20 protein-coding genes and 1 riboswitch are annotated in these 15,864 nt (G+C 68.4%); of the genes, 8 read left to right on the top strand and 12 right to left on the bottom strand.

The window, feature by feature from the left end; translation table 11 throughout:
- Positions 1 to 3: 3 nt before the first annotated feature.
- From G7043_RS33865 to G7043_RS33850, 4 genes are read left to right on the top strand one after another with little or no spacing between them, the layout of a single operon-like run.
- A complete protein-coding gene (locus tag G7043_RS33865; RefSeq protein WP_166052724.1) occupies positions 4 to 381 on the top strand; it encodes a DUF3224 domain-containing protein in 378 nt (125 codons plus the stop codon).
- A 3-nt stretch (positions 382 to 384) separates the two neighbouring features.
- Positions 385 to 1,044 (top strand): maleylpyruvate isomerase family mycothiol-dependent enzyme, encoded by a 660-nt coding sequence (locus G7043_RS33860; RefSeq protein WP_166052723.1) that lies wholly within the window; start codon positions 385 to 387, stop codon positions 1,042 to 1,044.
- Positions 1,037 to 1,642 (top strand): class I SAM-dependent DNA methyltransferase, encoded by a 606-nt coding sequence (locus tag G7043_RS33855; protein ID WP_166052722.1) that lies wholly within the window; start codon positions 1,037 to 1,039, stop codon positions 1,640 to 1,642. Before G7043_RS33860 ends, G7043_RS33855 begins: the two co-directional genes overlap by 8 nt.
- Before the next feature lie 13 nt (positions 1,643 to 1,655).
- Entirely contained in the window at positions 1,656 to 1,835 is a 180-nt protein-coding gene (locus tag G7043_RS33850; protein ID WP_166052721.1) for a hypothetical protein, read from the top strand.
- Between the two features lie 61 nt (positions 1,836 to 1,896).
- Here G7043_RS33850 and gcvP read toward each other — a convergent pair whose 3' ends face one another.
- The 9 genes from gcvP to G7043_RS33805 form a co-directional block, all read right to left on the bottom strand.
- Complete coding sequence (gene gcvP / locus G7043_RS33845; protein WP_166052720.1) at positions 1,897 to 4,788, bottom strand: aminomethyl-transferring glycine dehydrogenase; 2,892 nt, start codon at positions 4,786 to 4,788, stop codon at positions 1,897 to 1,899.
- Between the two features lie 164 nt (positions 4,789 to 4,952).
- Positions 4,953 to 5,048, bottom strand: a riboswitch (glycine riboswitch).
- A 56-nt stretch (positions 5,049 to 5,104) separates the two neighbouring features.
- Positions 5,105 to 6,061: a Clp protease N-terminal domain-containing protein gene (locus G7043_RS33840; RefSeq protein WP_166052719.1), complete on the bottom strand. Its 957-nt coding sequence runs from the start codon at positions 6,059 to 6,061 to the stop codon at positions 5,105 to 5,107.
- Positions 6,062 to 6,142: 81 nt separating this feature from the next.
- Positions 6,143 to 6,709, bottom strand: coding sequence for a MerR family transcriptional regulator (locus tag G7043_RS33835; protein ID WP_166052718.1), 567 nt, complete (start codon positions 6,707 to 6,709; stop codon positions 6,143 to 6,145).
- A gap of 329 nt (positions 6,710 to 7,038) precedes the next feature.
- On the bottom strand, positions 7,039 to 7,512 hold the full coding sequence (locus G7043_RS33830; RefSeq protein WP_030468959.1) for a bifunctional nuclease family protein: 474 nt from the start codon (positions 7,510 to 7,512) through the stop codon (positions 7,039 to 7,041).
- A gap of 125 nt (positions 7,513 to 7,637) precedes the next feature.
- Entirely contained in the window at positions 7,638 to 8,201 is a 564-nt protein-coding gene (locus G7043_RS33825; protein WP_207312129.1) for a MerR family transcriptional regulator, read from the bottom strand.
- A 33-nt stretch (positions 8,202 to 8,234) separates the two neighbouring features.
- A complete protein-coding gene (gene garA / locus G7043_RS33820) occupies positions 8,235 to 8,693 on the bottom strand; it encodes a glycogen accumulation regulator GarA (protein ID WP_030476302.1) in 459 nt (152 codons plus the stop codon).
- A 113-nt stretch (positions 8,694 to 8,806) separates the two neighbouring features.
- Positions 8,807 to 9,190 (bottom strand): glycine cleavage system protein GcvH, encoded by a 384-nt coding sequence (gene gcvH / locus G7043_RS33815; RefSeq protein ID WP_166052716.1) that lies wholly within the window; start codon positions 9,188 to 9,190, stop codon positions 8,807 to 8,809.
- Positions 9,191 to 9,232: 42 nt separating this feature from the next.
- Positions 9,233 to 9,814, bottom strand: coding sequence for a CDP-alcohol phosphatidyltransferase family protein (locus G7043_RS33810; protein ID WP_166052715.1), 582 nt, complete (start codon positions 9,812 to 9,814; stop codon positions 9,233 to 9,235).
- A 107-nt stretch (positions 9,815 to 9,921) separates the two neighbouring features.
- Complete coding sequence (locus tag G7043_RS33805) at positions 9,922 to 10,137, bottom strand: hypothetical protein (RefSeq protein WP_086667678.1); 216 nt, start codon at positions 10,135 to 10,137, stop codon at positions 9,922 to 9,924.
- Positions 10,138 to 10,390: 253 nt separating this feature from the next.
- On the opposite strand from G7043_RS33805, the gene G7043_RS50085 reads away from it, so the two are divergent.
- Together G7043_RS50085 and G7043_RS33795 are read left to right on the top strand one after the other, a co-directional pair.
- Positions 10,391 to 11,059: an ANTAR domain-containing protein gene (locus tag G7043_RS50085; RefSeq protein ID WP_166052714.1), complete on the top strand. Its 669-nt coding sequence runs from the start codon at positions 10,391 to 10,393 to the stop codon at positions 11,057 to 11,059.
- 158 nt (positions 11,060 to 11,217) lie between these two features.
- Positions 11,218 to 11,577, top strand: a complete 360-nt coding sequence (locus G7043_RS33795; protein WP_166052713.1) for an STAS domain-containing protein — start codon at positions 11,218 to 11,220, stop codon at positions 11,575 to 11,577.
- On the opposite strand, the gene G7043_RS33790 is transcribed toward G7043_RS33795, so the two are convergent.
- A complete protein-coding gene (locus G7043_RS33790; RefSeq protein WP_166052712.1) occupies positions 11,574 to 12,236 on the bottom strand; it encodes an ATP-binding protein in 663 nt (220 codons plus the stop codon). The genes G7043_RS33795 and G7043_RS33790 overlap by 4 nt on opposite strands.
- Positions 12,237 to 12,370: 134 nt before the next feature.
- On the opposite strand from G7043_RS33790, the gene G7043_RS33785 reads away from it, so the two are divergent.
- Both G7043_RS33785 and G7043_RS33780 read left to right on the top strand, forming a co-directional pair.
- Positions 12,371 to 12,769, top strand: a complete 399-nt coding sequence (locus G7043_RS33785; protein ID WP_313888200.1) for an ATP-binding protein — start codon at positions 12,371 to 12,373, stop codon at positions 12,767 to 12,769.
- Positions 12,766 to 13,575 (top strand): SigB/SigF/SigG family RNA polymerase sigma factor, encoded by an 810-nt coding sequence (locus G7043_RS33780; RefSeq protein WP_166052710.1) that lies wholly within the window; start codon positions 12,766 to 12,768, stop codon positions 13,573 to 13,575. The genes G7043_RS33785 and G7043_RS33780 overlap by 4 nt, the downstream gene beginning before the upstream one ends.
- A gap of 74 nt (positions 13,576 to 13,649) precedes the next feature.
- On the opposite strand, the gene G7043_RS33775 is transcribed toward G7043_RS33780, so the two are convergent.
- Positions 13,650 to 13,949: a WhiB family transcriptional regulator gene (locus G7043_RS33775; RefSeq protein ID WP_166052709.1), complete on the bottom strand. Its 300-nt coding sequence runs from the start codon at positions 13,947 to 13,949 to the stop codon at positions 13,650 to 13,652.
- Positions 13,950 to 14,019: 70 nt separating this feature from the next.
- A complete protein-coding gene (gene argS / locus G7043_RS33770; RefSeq protein ID WP_166052708.1) occupies positions 14,020 to 15,753 on the bottom strand; it encodes an arginine--tRNA ligase in 1,734 nt (577 codons plus the stop codon).
- Between the last annotated feature and the right edge of the window lie 111 nt (positions 15,754 to 15,864).

The following is a 15,864-nucleotide window of genomic DNA, read 5'->3' as shown; positions in this document are numbered from 1 at the left end:
CACATGAAGGCAACCGGAACCATCGAAGTGAAGAGCTGGGACGAGAACACCTGGGACGGCCGCTCCTACAAGGAGGTCGAGGGACGCAAGCTGACCGAGGCGCACGTCCAGTTCACCTATGCGGGCGACATCAGCGGGACCGGCAGCTGCCGCTACCTCATGTACTACGGCGACGACGTGGCCTGGACGACCGCGCTGGAGGAGATCACCTGTGACCAGGGCTCGCTGGTGCTGCGGCACGTCGGCGCCTACCGGTCGTCCGTCGAGGCCGTGATCGAGATCGTGGACGGCACCGGCGAGTTCCTCAACGCGAAAGGTGCGGCGACGATCGAGTGGGCGGAGGATGGCAGCGGCACCTACACCCTGGAGTACGAGGTCTGAGCGATGACCAACGCCCCCATCTACGACGCGGCGAAGCAGCGGATCACCTCGCTGGTCGAGGGCCGTGATCCGCAGACGCCGGTGGCGGCGACGCCCGGCTGGTCGGTCAAGGACGTGGTGGCGCACCTCGCCGGCGGTCTGCGCGACTTCGTGGACCGCCGGTTCGACGGTGTCGAGTCGGGTGAGTGGGGCGAACGGCAGGTGCGCGACCGCCGCGACAACTCTCTCGCGGACGCCTTCGCGGAGTGGGACGCGAACCGGGAACGCGCTGAGCCGTTGTTCGACTCGCCCATGGGCTCCGTGCTGATCTCCGAGGTGATCGCGCACGAGCACGATCTCCGTGCGGCACTGGGAGTTCCCGGCGAGCGCGACAGCGTCGACGTGCGGGCGGCGCTCACCAAACCGCTGCAGCAGCTCGATCAGCGCATGCGGGACAACGACGTGCCGGCGCTGCGGATCACGCTGGAGCACGGCGATCGCGTGCTCGGCCACGGCGAACCGGCCGGGACGTTGCGGACGACGTCGTTCGAGCTGATGCGGGCGATCGGCGGGCGCCGGTCGGCGGACCAGATCAAGGCACTGGACTGGGAAGGCGATCCGGACACCTGGATCGCCGCGCTGGCGTTGTTCGGACGGCACCGCGCGGAGCCGTTCAGTGAGTGACTGGCTCACCGACACCCGCGATTCCTACGACACGGTCGCGGAAAGCTATGCCGAGTACACGCGCGGACTGCTGGCTGACCTGCCGTACGTGCGTGCGGCGCTCAAGATGTTCGCGGACCTGGTCGACGGACCGGTCGTGGACGTCGGCTGCGGGCCCGGCGAGGTCACGGCGTACCTGCACGGGCTCGGGATGGACGTGTTCGGGATCGACCTCTCCCCCGGGATGATCGAACTCGCCCGGCGCACCCACCCCGCGCTGCGGTTCGAGGTCGGGTCGATGACGGAACCGCTCGGCGTCGCGGTGGCCGGGATCCTCGCGTGGTGGTCGTTGATCCACGTGCCGGACGACGAGGTGCCCACCGTCTTCAAGCACTTCCACGACGCGTTGCAGCCCAACGGCCTGTTGCAGCTCGGTTTCCACGTCGGGGACCGGACGAACCGCAAGACGCAGGGCTACGGCGGGCATCCGATGCGGGTGAACGTCCACCTGCGACGGCCGGAGCGCGTGGCGGAGTGGCTGGAAGCCGTCGGGTTCACCGTTGAGGCGCAGTTGTTGTTGGGTGCAGACGGGGCCGTGCTCTTCGCACGGCGCAGGTGAGACCATCTGCGCCGTGTCAGAGGAACAGACGTGCCAGCGGTGCGGTGAGACCGTCGAGCTGAGCCAGGAAGACTTCGAGCTGTTCGAACGGATGCACCCCGAGTGCTTCCACTTCGCGTTCGAGCACGACCTGAACAAGCCGGGCCTCAGCGAGACCGAGGACTGCGGCGACCCCGCCTGCCCATCAGCCTGAACTGCCATGGGGGGCACATTCATGGACGTGAGGTCCATGAATGTGCCCCCCATGGTTTGGGTCAGCTGTTGTAGGCGGAGAGCGGCGGGCAGGAGCAGACCAGGTTGCGGTCGCCCTTCGCGCCGTCGATGCGGCGGACCGGCGGCCAGATCTTCGGAGCACCGGTACCGGCCGGGTAGACGGCCTCCTCGCGGGTGTACGGGTGGTTCCACTCGCCGACGGTCACGCAGGCCGCGGTGTGCGGGGCGTTGCGCAGCGGGTTGTCCTCGACGGGCCACTCGCCCGCGCCCACGCGGTCGATCTCGCGCTTGATGGCGATCATGGCGTCGATGAACCGGTCGATCTCGGCGAGGTCCTCGGACTCGGTCGGCTCGACCATCAGGGTGCCGGCGACCGGGAACGACATCGTGGGGGCGTGCAGACCGTAGTCGGCGAGACGCTTCGCGACGTCGTCCACCGTCACGCCGGTGGCCTTCGTCAAAGGCCGCAGGTCGAGGATGCACTCGTGGGCGACGAAACCGCCCTCACCGGTGTAGAGGACCGGGTAGTGCTCGTCCAGCCGCCGGGCCACGTAGTTCGCGGCGGCCACGGCGGTCAGGGTCGCGCGGCGCAGGCCGTCGCCGCCCATCATGCGGACGTAGGCCCACGAGATCGGCAGGATCGACGCGGAACCCCACGGGGCGGCACTGATAGGCCCGACGCCCGTCGCGGGGCCCGCGGTGGGCTGCAGCGGGTGGTTCGGCAGGAACGGCGCGAGGTGCGAGCGGACGCCGATCGGGCCGACGCCGGGGCCACCGCCGCCGTGCGGGATGCAGAACGTCTTGTGCAGGTTCAGGTGCGAGACGTCCGAGCCGAACTTGCCGTAGCGGGCCAGGCCGATCAACGCGTTGAGGTTCGCGCCGTCGACGTACACCTGGCCGCCCGCGTCGTGGACCAGGCCGCAGACCTCGCGGACGGTGTCCTCGTACACGCCGTGGGTCGACGGGTAGGTGATCATGATCGCGGCGAGGTCGTCGGCGTGCTCGGCGACCGTCTGACGCAGGTGGCCCATGTCGATGTTGCCCTTGTCGTCGCACTTCACGACGACGACGCGCATGCCGGCCATGACGGCGGACGCGGCGTTGGTGCCGTGCGCGGACGACGGGATCAGGCAGACGTCGCGAGCTTCCTCGTTGCGCGAACGGTGGTACGCGCGGATCGCCAGCAGGCCGGCGAACTCACCCTGCGAACCGGCGTTGGGCTGCAACGACACCGCGTCGTAGCCGGTGACCTCGGCGAGCCAAGCCTCAAGATCCGAAACGATGCGAAGCAGACCGGCGGCGTCCTCGACGGGCGCGAACGGGTGCAGGGTCGAGAACTCCGGCCAGGTGATGGACTCCATCTCCGCGGTCGCGTTCAGCTTCATCGTGCAGGAACCGAGCGGGATCATGCTGCGGTCGAGCGCGACGTCCTTGTCCGACAACGCACGCAGGTAGCGCAGCAGCGCGGTCTCGGAGCGGTGCGCGTGGAAGACCGGGTGGGTCAGGTAGTCGGACGTGCGGCGCAGGTCGGCCGGGATGCCGTCCGCGGTGTCGGCGTCGATCGCGTCCACATCGGACCCGGTGACCCCGAAGGCTTCCCACACCGCGACGACGTGCGCACGCGTGGTCTTCTCGTCGCAGGCGATCGCCACGACGTCGTCGTTGACGAGACGCAGGTTGATGCCGACGGCACGAGCCTTGGCGACGACCGCGGCGGCCTCACCGGGAACGCGCACCTCGACGGTGTCGAAGAACTCGCCGTGCACGACGTCCAGACCGGCCTCGCACAGGCCCGTGGCGAGCACGGTGGCCAGGCGGTGGACGCGGGTCGCGATGGCGCGCAGGCCCTCGGGACCGTGGTAGACGGCGTACATCGAGGCGATCACGGCCAGCAGCACCTGCGCGGTGCAGATGTTCGACGTGGCCTTCTCGCGGCGGATGTGCTGCTCGCGCGTCTGCAGAGCCAAGCGGTAGGCCAGCGAGCCGTCGGCGTCGACGGAGACACCCACGAGACGACCGGGCAGCTGACGCTCCAACCCGGACCGGACGGCCATGTAACCGGCGTGCGGGCCACCGAAGCCGATCGGCACGCCGAAGCGCTGCGTGGTGCCGATGACGACGTCCGCGCCGATCTCGCCCGGCGCGCGCAGCAGCGTCAACGCCAGCAGGTCGGCGGCGACGACGGCCTGCGCACCGGCGGCGTGGATCTCCTCGATCAACGCGGCCTGGTCGCGCACGACACCGGACGCGCCGGGGTAGGACAGCAGCACGCCGAAGAAGTCGCCGCCCAGGCCGAGGCCCTCGATGCCCTGCGACAGATCCGCGACGACGATCTCGATGCCCAGCGGCTCGGCGCGCGTCTCGATGACGGCCAGCGTCTGCGGCAGCGTGTCCGCGTCGATGACGAACTTGTTCGACTTCGAGCGACCCGCTCGGCGCACCAGCGTCATGGCCTCGGCGGCGGCGGTCGACTCGTCCAGCATGGACGCGTTCGCGACCGGCAGCCCGGTCAGGTCGCCGACCATGGTCTGGAAGTTCAGCAGCGCCTCAAGGCGGCCCTGCGAGATCTCCGGCTGGTACGGCGTGTACGCGGTGTACCAGGCGGGCGACTCCAGCACGTTGCGCAGGATCACGCCCGGCGTGACGGTGTCGTAGTAGCCGAGGCCGATCATCTGCGTCATCGGGCGGTTCTGCGCCGCGAGCTCACGCAGCTCGGCCAGCGCCTCGGTCTCGGTGGCCGGGGCGGGCAGGTCCAGCACGAGGTCGCGCTCGTGAATCGACGAAGGCACCGCGCGCTGCGCCAGCTCCTCCAGCGATCCGACGCCGATGACGTCGAGGATGCGCGCGAGTTCGGCGGGACGCGGACCGACGTGGCGGTCGGCGAATGGGGTGCCGTGCTCGAGAGCGGCGAGCGGAATGCGGTCCTGCGTCATCAAACGCCTCCGGGGTGGCTGCGGGCACACGTGTCCTGGTGCCCTCCCCGCTCTGTCCGTACCCCGAGGGGCGCCTGAGAGGTTCACCCACCACAAAAGAGAGTGGGCTTTCACCGTCGGCGGGATCCCCAGAAACCACCTGGGTGTCCACTTTCCAGAGGCGTCTCGCTCACGCGGTCCTGGATGCCTGAGAGGTTCCCGGGGAGGGACTTGCTCCTTCGGCGCCGGGCTCGAAACCCGGTCTCTCCCGCCTGAGTTCAGCGACTACCCGCGAAGAATACCCGCAGGCAGCCCAGCTAGTCCCTAGGGACGCGACCTACGTCTCAACGGCGAGACCTCGCAGCACCCGGCCGACCGGGTCGAGCAGGTCGTCGCGCACCGCCACCAGCAGGTGCTCGGTGTTCACGACCTCGTCGCCACGACGGGCCGCGACGAGCTTCGCGCTCTCCACGAACCTCCCGACCCCGGCACCGGTCGCGGCCGGCAACGTGGCCGGATCCACTCCCGCCGCACGCAGCGCCGCCGCCCCGCCGGAGGAGAACTCCGGCCGCAGCCGCCGCCCGGCGGCCGTCAGCTGGTCGTCGACCGTCAGCACCGCCGCGACCAGGTCCGCGGCCGTGACCTGGCGTCCGGCGATCACCGCGAGCCTCTCCGCCTCGTTGCGCACGACGGTCAGCACCGGTCCGCCCAGCCCCTGACCGCGGACGACGAACCGGATCAGCCAGCGCACGTAGCCTCCACCGGCGTCACCCTCCAACGCCCCGGCCTTGCGCAGCAGCCGCACGGCGGGAGCCTCTTCCGGTTTCGCGGCCTTCCGCACGGCTTCGATCGTCGCCCCGACGTCCACGCGCAGGAGGGTGAACAGGTCGGCGGCGCGTCCGGACTTCAGTGACAGCAACGCCACCGACAGATGGGTCGTGGTCAGCACACCGTCGCCGGCCTCGGCGATCGCCGCACGCAAGCACTCGTCCAGCGCCCGGCTCACCGGGATCGCGGGCTCGATGAGAGCGCGGTCGTGGGCTGTGCGCATCAGTGCGGCCACGCCCGGATCAGCCTCGACGGCACCACCGTCGTCACCGGACCGGTTCCCGGCTTCCTCGGCCATCGCCTCTGCTCGCACCGACTTCACGCCCAGCCTGCGACCGCGGCCGATCGAGTCCGCCAGGGCGACCAGCAGGTTCTCGGTGCCGACGAGGCCGGACCCCAGCCGGGACGCCCGCTTCACGGCGGCGGCCAGCACCGTCACGACCTGCGAGGAGGGAGTGATGATCATGCGAACAACACTAGGGACCGACGCGGTCCCGGCGCTTGCGCCGACCGGCCACTCAGGACGGCCAGTCGGCCATGATCTTGCTCAGCCGGTCGCGCGTTCCCGCCGGCGGCGCGCCAGCTCGTCCTCGGTCATGGGAGCGATCTCCATGCCGTCCGCACGTTCGGCCGGGAACTCGTGGATGGTTCCGGAGATCTCCCGCATCGCACCGCTGACCGCGATGCCGAACACGCCCTGGCCGCCCTGCAACAGGTCGACGACCTCTTCCGGCGAGGTGCACTCGTAGACGGTGGTGCCGTCCGAGAAGAGGGTGATCTTCGCCAGGTCCTGCACGCCGCGGCGGCGCAGGTGGTCCACGGCGACCCTGATGTTCTGCAGCGAGACGCCGGTGTCCAGCAGTCTCTTCACGACCTTCAGGACCAGGATGTCCTTGAAGGAGTACAGCCGTTGACTCCCGGAGCCGTGAGCCATCCGTATCGTCGGGGCGACGAGTCCGGTCCTGGCCCAGTAGTCGAGCTGCCGGTACGTGATGCCCGCGATCTGACACGCCGCGGGACCCCGGTAGCCGACGAGCTCGTCCGGCAGCGAGGAGTCCGGGAACAGCTCACCCTGCTGCCCGGATTCGGCCCTCACGGGCGCTTCCTCGGCCACGCCTGCCTCCCCTCGCAAACGGCAACGAAAGTCGAAGCCGTCAAGCCACCACGTCAGCTCGCACGAACCGGTGACGTCCACTCGAGTTCGACGGTAAGACCGGTCAGAGGGCAGGTCAACGCGACGCGCGGGGAGTGTTGACCCTCAACCTCAGGTGGAGAGTCAGAGCGTCACCCGAACCGGGAGGTTCAGGTGACGTTTAGTGATCGTTTAGCGGCCAAAGGGTCTGGGAAGTAGCCCAAATGAGCGACGCGCTGACGGGTTACATCGGCTCCAAACGAGACAGACAGCGACACGCAGCAAATCAGGTGTCAGCGCCCCGACTGTGCCTACGTATCCGCTCCGCGGAAGTCCTCGGGCGAGACCGAGTCGAGGAACTCGCGGAACTTCTCGACCTCGTCCTCCTGCTCGTCCGGGATGATGAGGCCCGCCTCGGCCAGCACGGACTCCTCGGCGTGGATCGGCACCCCCACCCGCAACGCCAGCGCCACCGAGTCCGAGGGCCGCGCGGACACCCGCACGTCGCCGTCGAACACGAGCTCGGCGAAGAACGTGCCCTCCTGCAGGTCGGTGATCCGCACCTGCTCGAGGTTGCGCCCCAGTGCTCCGATGACGTCCTTCAGCAGGTCGTGCGTCAGCGGACGAGCGGGGCGAACACCCTGTTGTTCGAGTGCGATCGCCGTGGCCTCGACGGACCCGATCCAGATCGGCAGGTACCGCTCACCCTCGGTTTCGCGCAGAAGAAGGATCGGCTGGTTCTGGGGCAGCTCCACCCGGACGCCCACGACGCGCATCTCGCTCATCGGGTCTCGCCTCCCTCTTACTCGTTGGGGAGTACCCGGTTCGTCTCCCGAGCATCCCCCGGCGTATGCGTTCGACGCTACCCGCCAAGCGGGCCGTGTGCTCAATTGTTGCGGGCAGAACGTGATCAAGATGATTGACGCAGGCCTGCTCTTACCAACAACGTGTGCAACGAGGTGAACAGGTCAGTCAATTCCCGGACCGTCTCGGGATCTGAGAAGGACTTCAGCAGAACCACCTCGTGATCCGCTGCCGCGCGAACCGCGCGCAGGTGTTCGCGCTCGACGCCGAGTCCGGTCATCGTCCGGATCGTGCGGAGCGTCGCGATGTCGTCGGTGGTGAAACGGCCACCGGGGCCGGGCCGCAGCAAACCGTCGCGCTCCAGCTGGGACAGCTGTTCCGCGCTGATTCCGGTCTGGGAAAGCAGATCGATCCGCGACACCCCAGTGGACACGGCGAAGTCCGTTGCGGCGTCGAGTTGTTCGCGGATCACCTTGAGCGGCAGGTACCTGTCGCGTTGTGCGGACAGCACGAACCGCAGCCTCTCGACGTCCGCCACGGAGAACTGGCGGTAGCCGGAGGCCGTGCGTGCCGGGCGGACCAGCCCCTCCGCTTCCAGGAAGCGGATCTTGGAGATGGTGACCTCGGGAAACTCGGGGCGGAGCTGTGAGAGCACCGCCCCGATGCTCAGTCCCCCACGTTGTGGCCGCCCGGCCGTCACGCGTCAGGCTCCCGCGGAGCCAGGACCCGTCAGGAAGACGAGGCGGAACTTGCCGATCTGGACCTCGTCACCGTTCGCGAGGACGGCCTGGTCGACCGGCTCGCGGTTGACGTAGGTGCCGTTGAGGCTGCCGACGTCGATGACGACGAACTCGCCGCTCTCCCGGCGGAACTCGGCGTGGCGGCGCGAGACCGTCACGTCGTCCAGGAAGATGTCGCTGTCGGGGTGGCGCCCTGCGCTCGTCGTGTCGCGGTCAAGCAGGAACCGGGACCCGGCGTTGGGGCCGCGCTTCACCACGAGCAGCGCGGAACCGGCGGGAAGTGCGTCAACACCGGCAACGGCCGGCTCCTGGGCAGGCGCCTCGGCGCCGCCCTCCATCTCCTGGAGGAAGTCCGCCCGGAAGACGGAGGTCCGCTCCGGGGACTGCTCCGGCGGAACGCCTGGGCCGTCGTTCGTGCTCACCTGAGCTCTCCTCCTGCTGCTGGATCCGTCACTTCCGGTAAAACCTATCGCGTTCGGGTCGCCACCCGAGGAGCGGCTCCCCTTCCGGCCGAAGATCCGGCGAAAGATCGACGTCACTCCTTCTCCACCAACGCCTTGTAGCCGTCCGCGTCCAGCAGGCCTTCCAGCGCGTCGGCGTCGTTCAGGCGGATCTCGACCATCCAGCCCTCGCCGTACGGGTCGGTGTTGACCGAGTCCGGCGTCTGCACCAACGCGTCGTTGATGGCGACGATCTCACCGTCGAGCGGCGAGTAGAGGTCGGACACGCTCTTGGTGGACTCGACCTCGCCGAACGTGTCGCCGGCGGCGACGGTGTGGCCGACCTCGGGCAGCTGGACGAAGACGACGTCACCGAGCTGTTCCTGGGCGTAGTCGGTGATGCCGACACGCACGGTGTTCTCGCCCGTGCTGGCGACCCACTCGTGTTCCTCGGTGTAGCGAAGCTCCTCGGGAATCAACTGACTGCGCTCCTCGTGCTGAACCTGTATGGGGTGATCTTTTCACGCGGCCCGGTCGGGAGTGACCCGCAGGGCCAGGAAGAACTGGTAGACGTACAGCAGCGCCGACCACAGGTAGAGCGCCCCGCCCCAGACCGTGAACGCGTAGGCGAACGGCTGGGCGACCTGGGCCCACGCCGAGTCGCCCTGCGCCAGCAGCAGCAGGGGGAACGCGTACAGCAGGTTGAACGTAGCGGCCTTGCCCAGATAGGTGACCTCGAACGGGCCCCAGCCCCGTCCGCGCAGGACCAGCAGGCAGATGCCGACGACGACCTCTCGCCCCACGAGCACGAGGGCGATCCAGAGCGGGACGATGTCCCTGATCACGAACGCCAGCAGCGTGCAGAACACGTAGAGGCGGTCGGCGGCGGGATCGAGCAGCGCGCCCAGGTTGCTCATCTGGTTCAGCCAGCGGGCGAGCTTGCCGTCCAGCCAGTCGGAGAGCCCCGCGAAGACGAGGACGAGCAGCGCCCAGCCGTCCGCGCGGGGTCCGAGCAACAGGTACAGGAAGAGCGGAACACCGGCCAGCCGCAACACGCTGAGCAGGTTCGGAATCGTCAGCAGGCGATCAGCCGGATCACGCACACCCGCACTCTAAACGAGTGACTGCGCAACGGCTGCCGGATGGCGTCACGGCGCGGTTGCGACTGTTGCGAGTCTTGTGCGGGGCGTTCGTTTCTTACGGGTGAAGCTCAGGCTGTCCGGGTGAACGTCCAGCCCCGGCGCTGCATCTCGGCACCGGTGATGGCGTGCGGGCGGCCCCGGTCGTCGCGGCCCACCCAGCGAGCGCGGAAACCCTCGAGCACGTAGGCGTGGCCCCGGCTCCAGACCACGCTGCACGGCGTGGTGGGCAGCGCGGAATCGGACTCTGCGTCCTGCTGCGGCTGGGTTTCCATGGCGGTTCTCATTTCAGTCCCTCCGTGACATCAGGGATGTCGCGCACCGGGGCTCCGGCGTTATCCCTGAGAACGAATTCTGGCGGACTGTGGTTCAGAACACGTGTCCTGTTTGGGTCCTTAGCGTTAACTGGATCAAACGGCGCGCCGAGCTGTTCGGGCCCGAAGTTCGACAGATGGCGGGTTGCTTGCCTACGCAACCGTTCGTCGTACACCGACGACCGCACAACGTCCGTCCGCGTTCGGCAGGGCCTAATCTTCGTGGGTGGACCAGGTGAAATTCGGTACTGAGCTCATCTCCCGGTTGATGGACCACCTCTCGTCACAACTCGACGGGTGCGTGGGTGTGGGCCTCAGCGTGTGGCCGGACGGCAGGCTGATGCGGGCCGTCGGCCGTGCGGCCGAACTGGACCAGCTGCAGCTCGACGGTGCCGACGGACCGCTCGTCGTCGCCTCCCGCGACGAGCGGCAGACGGTCGGCCAGGTCGGCGGCGTGGACGTGGTCGCGGTGCCGGGCAGCTGGGGCAACGGCGGGCCTGTGGTCCTCACCGTCTATCTCGACCACGCGCCGCGGGGCGAGGACCTGAAGGCGATCGAGGAGATCGAACCGCTCGTCGCGACCGCCGCCTCGGTGGTCGAGTTCTGCGCGGGCGAGGTGCTGCGGGCCGATCAGATGGTCCGGATGGTGCAGCACCGCCGTTACATCGAACAGGCGAAGGGTCTGGTGATGGGAGCACGGCCGTGCGCACCCGGTGAGGCCTTCGAACTGCTGGTGCGGGCCAGCCAGCACGCGAACGTGAAACTGCGGGACGTCGCCACGGCATTGGTGCTGGTCGTGGGCGGAGCGCTGGAGGACAGCGCGGAGGAGACGGTCGAGCCGCCGCGCGTCGCGTTCGACGCCGCGCGAAGACTCTGGGACGGCCTCAGGAAGTGACTTCCGCGCGTTTGAGCACCGGTCCGTTTGGGTAAGGCTTGCTCGACCTGTCCTGTTGAGCGGTCTCTCCCGTACGGTGAGACCGCAGCGGTTGAGCCAGCAGCCGCGTCGGGTGCCGCTGCAGTGGCGGCTCCCCATGTCCGAGAGGGAGTACATCGGTGACTGTGCAGGACCCGCGAGCGGACCAGACCATCGAGCTGTCGGTGCGACAGCCCGCAGCCGGTGTCTCCGTCCTCGCCGTTTCCGGAGAGGTCGACATGGTCTCCGCGCCCGCGTTGCGCGAAGCCCTGGTGAACGGCCTGGCCGACGGCGGCATCTTCGTGGTGGACATGACCGGCGTGACGTTCCTCGGCTCCGCCGGCCTGGCGGTGCTCGTGGAGGCCGCGAGAATGGCACCGCAGCACTCCGCGAACCTCAAGGTCGTCGCCAAGGCGCGGGCCGTGACGCGGCCGCTGGAGGCCACGGGCCTCGGCGAGGTGTTCAGCATTCACGAGTCCGTGGACGCCGCCCTCACCTAGCACACGGTGAGACGGTTCCCCGCCGCCTCCAGTGCTCCGGAGACGGCCCGCAGAGCCTGCTCGACGCCGCCCCGGTGCTCACCGAGCCCGGTGAGGTCGACGGTCAACGGCACACTGCCGCCGCGTGCGGCCGTGATGAGCGTCCGGCGCAGTGACGGGCCGGCCGCCACGGGCACGTCCCCGCGCACGACGGCCACGACACCGGAGGAGGTCTCGTACACGTGCACTTCGCATTCCGGCGGAGCGGGTTTTTCGGCGGGCGCGGGCATCCGCGCGCGGGTGAGCCGCACGGTGGTGCCGTTCGCCGAGCGGTCGATCTCGACCTCGTCCACGCTCTCCCGCATGAGCAGGAGACCCCGGCCGCGCGTGGTGAGCGCGGGTGGCGGCACGCGCCACTGGCCGTGGTCGGTGACGTCGACGTGGACCGCTCCGTCGTCGCCGATGCGCGCGCTGACCTCGACGGTGCCCCGGGCAGGCCCGGGATAGGCGTGTTCGACGGAGTTGTTGACCGCTTCGCTGACCGCGAGAACGAGGTCGATCGCCTCGTCCTCGGTGAAACCGCTGTCCTGGAGCCATTCGCGCAACTGATGGCGCACTGGCGCCACCTCACGCGGGTCGGCGGGGAAGCGGAGAGCCAGGAAGTCCTCGTGCACCAGCACAGCGCTCCTCCCGTGGTCGCTTGCCTCCAGCAGGTGATTTCCCGGGGAGCGCCGCCAATACACGTGTGAAACGGGATCGATTCGGGTACGGCAATGACATGCCGGCCTTCAGCAGAACGGACTACAAGGTGGGTGTGACGCAATTGTCAGGGGTCGAACTGCGGATGGCCGCGGATCCCACGCAGCTGTCCATCGTGCGCGCGGTCGCCGCGGACATCGCGATGCGACAGGACTTCGACCTCGACTCGATCGAGGACCTGAAGCTCGCCGTGGACGAGACGTGCTCGACGCTGATCACGATGGCCGCCGATGACGCGGTGCTCAGCTGTCACTTCGCGGTGGACGGCAAGGGCGCCGTCCGGGTGGCGGCGAAGATCGCGGGCAAGTCCGCCGCCGGGCCCGACGAGGGCAGTTTCGGCTGGCGCGTGCTGACCGCGCTCGTGGACTCCGTCGAAACCAGAGTCGAGGAGACCGAAGGGTTCGTGGTCCACATCGGCCTCGTGAAGTCTTCGGCAGGGGCGGTGGATGCGTGACGAGCTCGGAGGAGGCGACCAAGACCTCCCCTGAGGAGGAGGCGCCCAAGCGCTCGGGCGGTGACTACGACCACCTGGCACCGCTGTTCGCCGAGCTGGCCGTGACCCCGCCGGGGCCGTCGCGCGAGACGCTGCGGGACCGGCTCGTGACCGAGCACCTCCCGGTCGCCCAGCACATCGCCCGCCGCTTCGGCCACCGCGGCGAACCGCACGAGGACCTGGTGCAGGTGGCGACGGTAGGCCTGATCAACGCCGTCGACCGGTTCGACCCGGACCGCGGCAGCGACTTCCTCTCGTTCGCCGTGCCGACGATCATGGGTGAGGTCCGGAAGTACTTCCGCGACTCCAGCTGGTCGGTGCGGATGCCCCGCCGCCTCAAGGAACTGCACCTGGCGATCAACGCGGGCACCTCGCGGTTGTCGCAGTCCCTCGGCCGCGCCCCGACCCCGTCGGAACTGGCCGAGCACCTGGGACTGTCGCGCGAGGAGGTCCACGAAGGACTCGCGGCCGGAAACGCTTATCAGAGCGCGTCTCTGGACGACATGCTGATGTCCGAGGACTCGTCGATCTCGCTCGGTTCCACCATCGGCGAGGAAGACCCCGAGATCGCGATGATCGAGCAGCGGGAGGCGTTGCACCCGCTGCTGCAGAAGCTCCCCGAGCGGGAGCGCAAGATCGTGATCATGCGGTTCTTCGGCAACATGACGCAGACTCAGATCGCGCAGAAGGTCGGGATCTCGCAGATGCACGTCTCGCGGCTGCTCGCGAAGACGCTGCGGCAGCTGCGAGACGTGCTCGAAGAGTAGGACTGGCCATGAACGGCGCTTTTGTGGACCTGGGGTCCACAAAAGCGCCGTTCATGGCCAAGCCCGCCAGGTGTTCAGGACGCGACGCGGACACGGCGCCGGGTGGCCGCGATGATCTGGCGCCGTTCGTCCTCCCCCATGCCGCCCCACACGCCGTACGGCTCCTGAGCCTCGAGCGAGTGGGCGCGGCACTGCGTCAGCACCGGGCAGTGCGCGCAGATGGCCTTCGCCTTCTCCTCCCGAGCCTCACGGGCGTACCCGCGCTCGTTGTCGGGGTGGAAGAAGACCGCGCTGTTCTGGCCGCGGCACAGACCTTCCATCTGCCAGTCCCACACGTCGGTGACCGGCTTGGGCAGACGGGTCGTGCAGGTCATCGCGACTCCCTTGGATGGGCGGAAGAGTTGCGATCACTGCGTACCCGTGGTCTGACCAGGGATAAACCTGTCAGAGCCTTTCGGGTGCTCCGATACCCAGCAAAGACAGTCCCAGCGTGAGCGCCCGCGACGTCAGCGTGAGCAGGTGCAGCCGCGAGTCCTGCAGTTCCTGGCTCTCCGCGGTGGCCACCGGGCAGTGGTTGTAGAACGTGGAGAACGCCGTGGCCGTCTCGAACAGGTAGTTCGTCAGCTTGTGCGGCGCGAGCTCGTCGATGGCCGCCTGAACCGCCGTGGGCAGCTGCAGCAACTTCAGAGCAAGATCCCGCTCGGCCTGCTCCTGCAACACCAGCGGCGCGTCAGCGGGCGCCTCCCGCCCGACCTTGCGCCCGATGGAGAGGATCCGGGCGTTCGCGTACTGGATGTACACGGACGTGTCACCCGTGGTCGCCAACATCTTCTCCCAGGTGAAGACGTAGTCCTTCTCCCGGTCGTTGGAGAGATCCGCGTACTTGACCGCGCCGAGCCCGATCGTGCGGGCGAGCGCGTCCTTCTCCGCACCCTCCACTTCGGACGATTCGGGCATCACCTTGTACGAGTTCTCGACCGCCTCGTTGAGCAGATCGATCAACCTGATCGTCCCACCGGCCCGCGTGCGGATGGTCTTCCCGTCCGACCCGAGAATCGTGCCGAACCCGGTGTGCACCGCCGTGTGCGCGTCGTCCAGCCACCCGGCCTGCTTGGACGTCGCGAAAATCATCTGGAAGTGCTGCGCCTGCGGCGTCCCGACCACGTAAATCAGCTGGTCGACCTTGCGCTCCCGCACCCAGTACCGCGCCGTGGCGAAGTCCGTCGTGGCGTACCCGTACCCGCCGTCGCTCTTCCGGATGATCAGCGGCAACCGATCACCCTCGCGGTTGGTGAACCCAGGCGGGAACACGCACAGCGCGCCGTCGCTGGTCTCGACGAGCCCCTTCTGCTGCAACTCGGTGATCGTGTCCGCGAGATAGGGGTTGTAGAAGCTCTCGCCGTAGTTGTCCTCGGCCGTCAACCCGATCTCGAGCAGCTCGTACACCTGGTTGAAGTGCCGCTGCGACTCCCCCACCAGCTCGTGCCACAACTTGAGCGTGGCCTCGTCCCCACCCTGCAACAGCACAACCCGCCGCCGAGCCCGGTCCGCGAACTCCGGATCAGCGTCGAACTTCTGCCGAGCCTGCTGGTAGAACGCGTTGAGGTCGCCGATCTGATGATCGGCCCCGTGCCCCTCGTCCGTCAGATGCTCGATCAGCATCCCGAACGGCGTCCCCCAGTCCCCGAGATGGTTGTGCGGGATGACCTCGTGCCCGGCAAACGTCAGCAACTTGCAGAACGCATCCCCGATGATCGTCGACCGCAGATGCCCGACGTGCATCTCCTTGGCCACGTTGGGGCTGCTGTAGTCGATCGCGATCCGCCGAGGCTCCTCGGTGACCGGCACGCCGACCCGCTCGTCACCGAGCAGCTTCGCGGTCTCCAGCTCCAGCCACTCACGCTTCAGCTTCAGGTTGATGAACCCGGGCCCAGCGATCTCCGGAGCCTCCACCGCATCAGCCGCGTCCAGGTGCTCCACGATCAACTGGGCAACCTCGCGGGGGTTCTTCCCGACCTTCTTCGCGAGACTCATCGCCACGTTGCACTGATAGTCGGCACCGTCGCGGTTGGACGGTCGGATCAGCGCTTCCTCGGCGGTGATGTCCACGTCCAGCGCAGCGCGCAACGCAAGCGCGACCCGCTGGCCCAGCTCAAGCCCGACATCCCCACGCAGCACTGAACCCACCTTTCACCACGGCTAGTTCACCCAAGTATTTCACCAGCCGCCAAACCGAATACACCCCCGCCCACTCAAGCCGATGGCGAAGCCGAGGCGACGCGAAGGACG

It is taken from the genome of Lentzea alba (assembly GCF_011067745.1).
Taxonomy (GTDB): domain Bacteria; phylum Actinomycetota; class Actinomycetes; order Mycobacteriales; family Pseudonocardiaceae; genus Lentzea; species Lentzea alba.
Note: the sequence above shows the minus strand (reverse complement) of the source record. Positions and strands in the feature narration are given on the sequence as shown.

Bases quoted from the DNA above. Each gene is read 5' to 3' on its own strand.
- G7043_RS33865 (WP_166052724.1), top strand. From the start codon at position 4: ATGAAGGCAACCGGAACCATCGAAGTGAAGAGCTGGGACGAGAACACC.
- G7043_RS33860 (WP_166052723.1), top strand. From the start codon at position 385: ATGACCAACGCCCCCATCTACGACGCGGCGAAGCAGCGGATCACCTCG.
- gcvP (WP_166052720.1), bottom strand. From the start codon at position 4,788: ATGACGCAGGACCGCATTCCGCTCGCCGCTCTCGAGCACGGCACCCCA.
- G7043_RS33840 (WP_166052719.1), bottom strand. From the start codon at position 6,061: ATGATCATCACTCCCTCCTCGCAGGTCGTGACGGTGCTGGCCGCCGCC.
- G7043_RS33830 (WP_030468959.1), bottom strand. From the start codon at position 7,512: ATGAGCGAGATGCGCGTCGTGGGCGTCCGGGTGGAGCTGCCCCAGAAC.
- G7043_RS33805 (WP_086667678.1), bottom strand. From the start codon at position 10,137: ATGAGAACCGCCATGGAAACCCAGCCGCAGCAGGACGCAGAGTCCGAT.
- G7043_RS33775 (WP_166052709.1), bottom strand. From the start codon at position 13,949: ATGACCTGCACGACCCGTCTGCCCAAGCCGGTCACCGACGTGTGGGAC.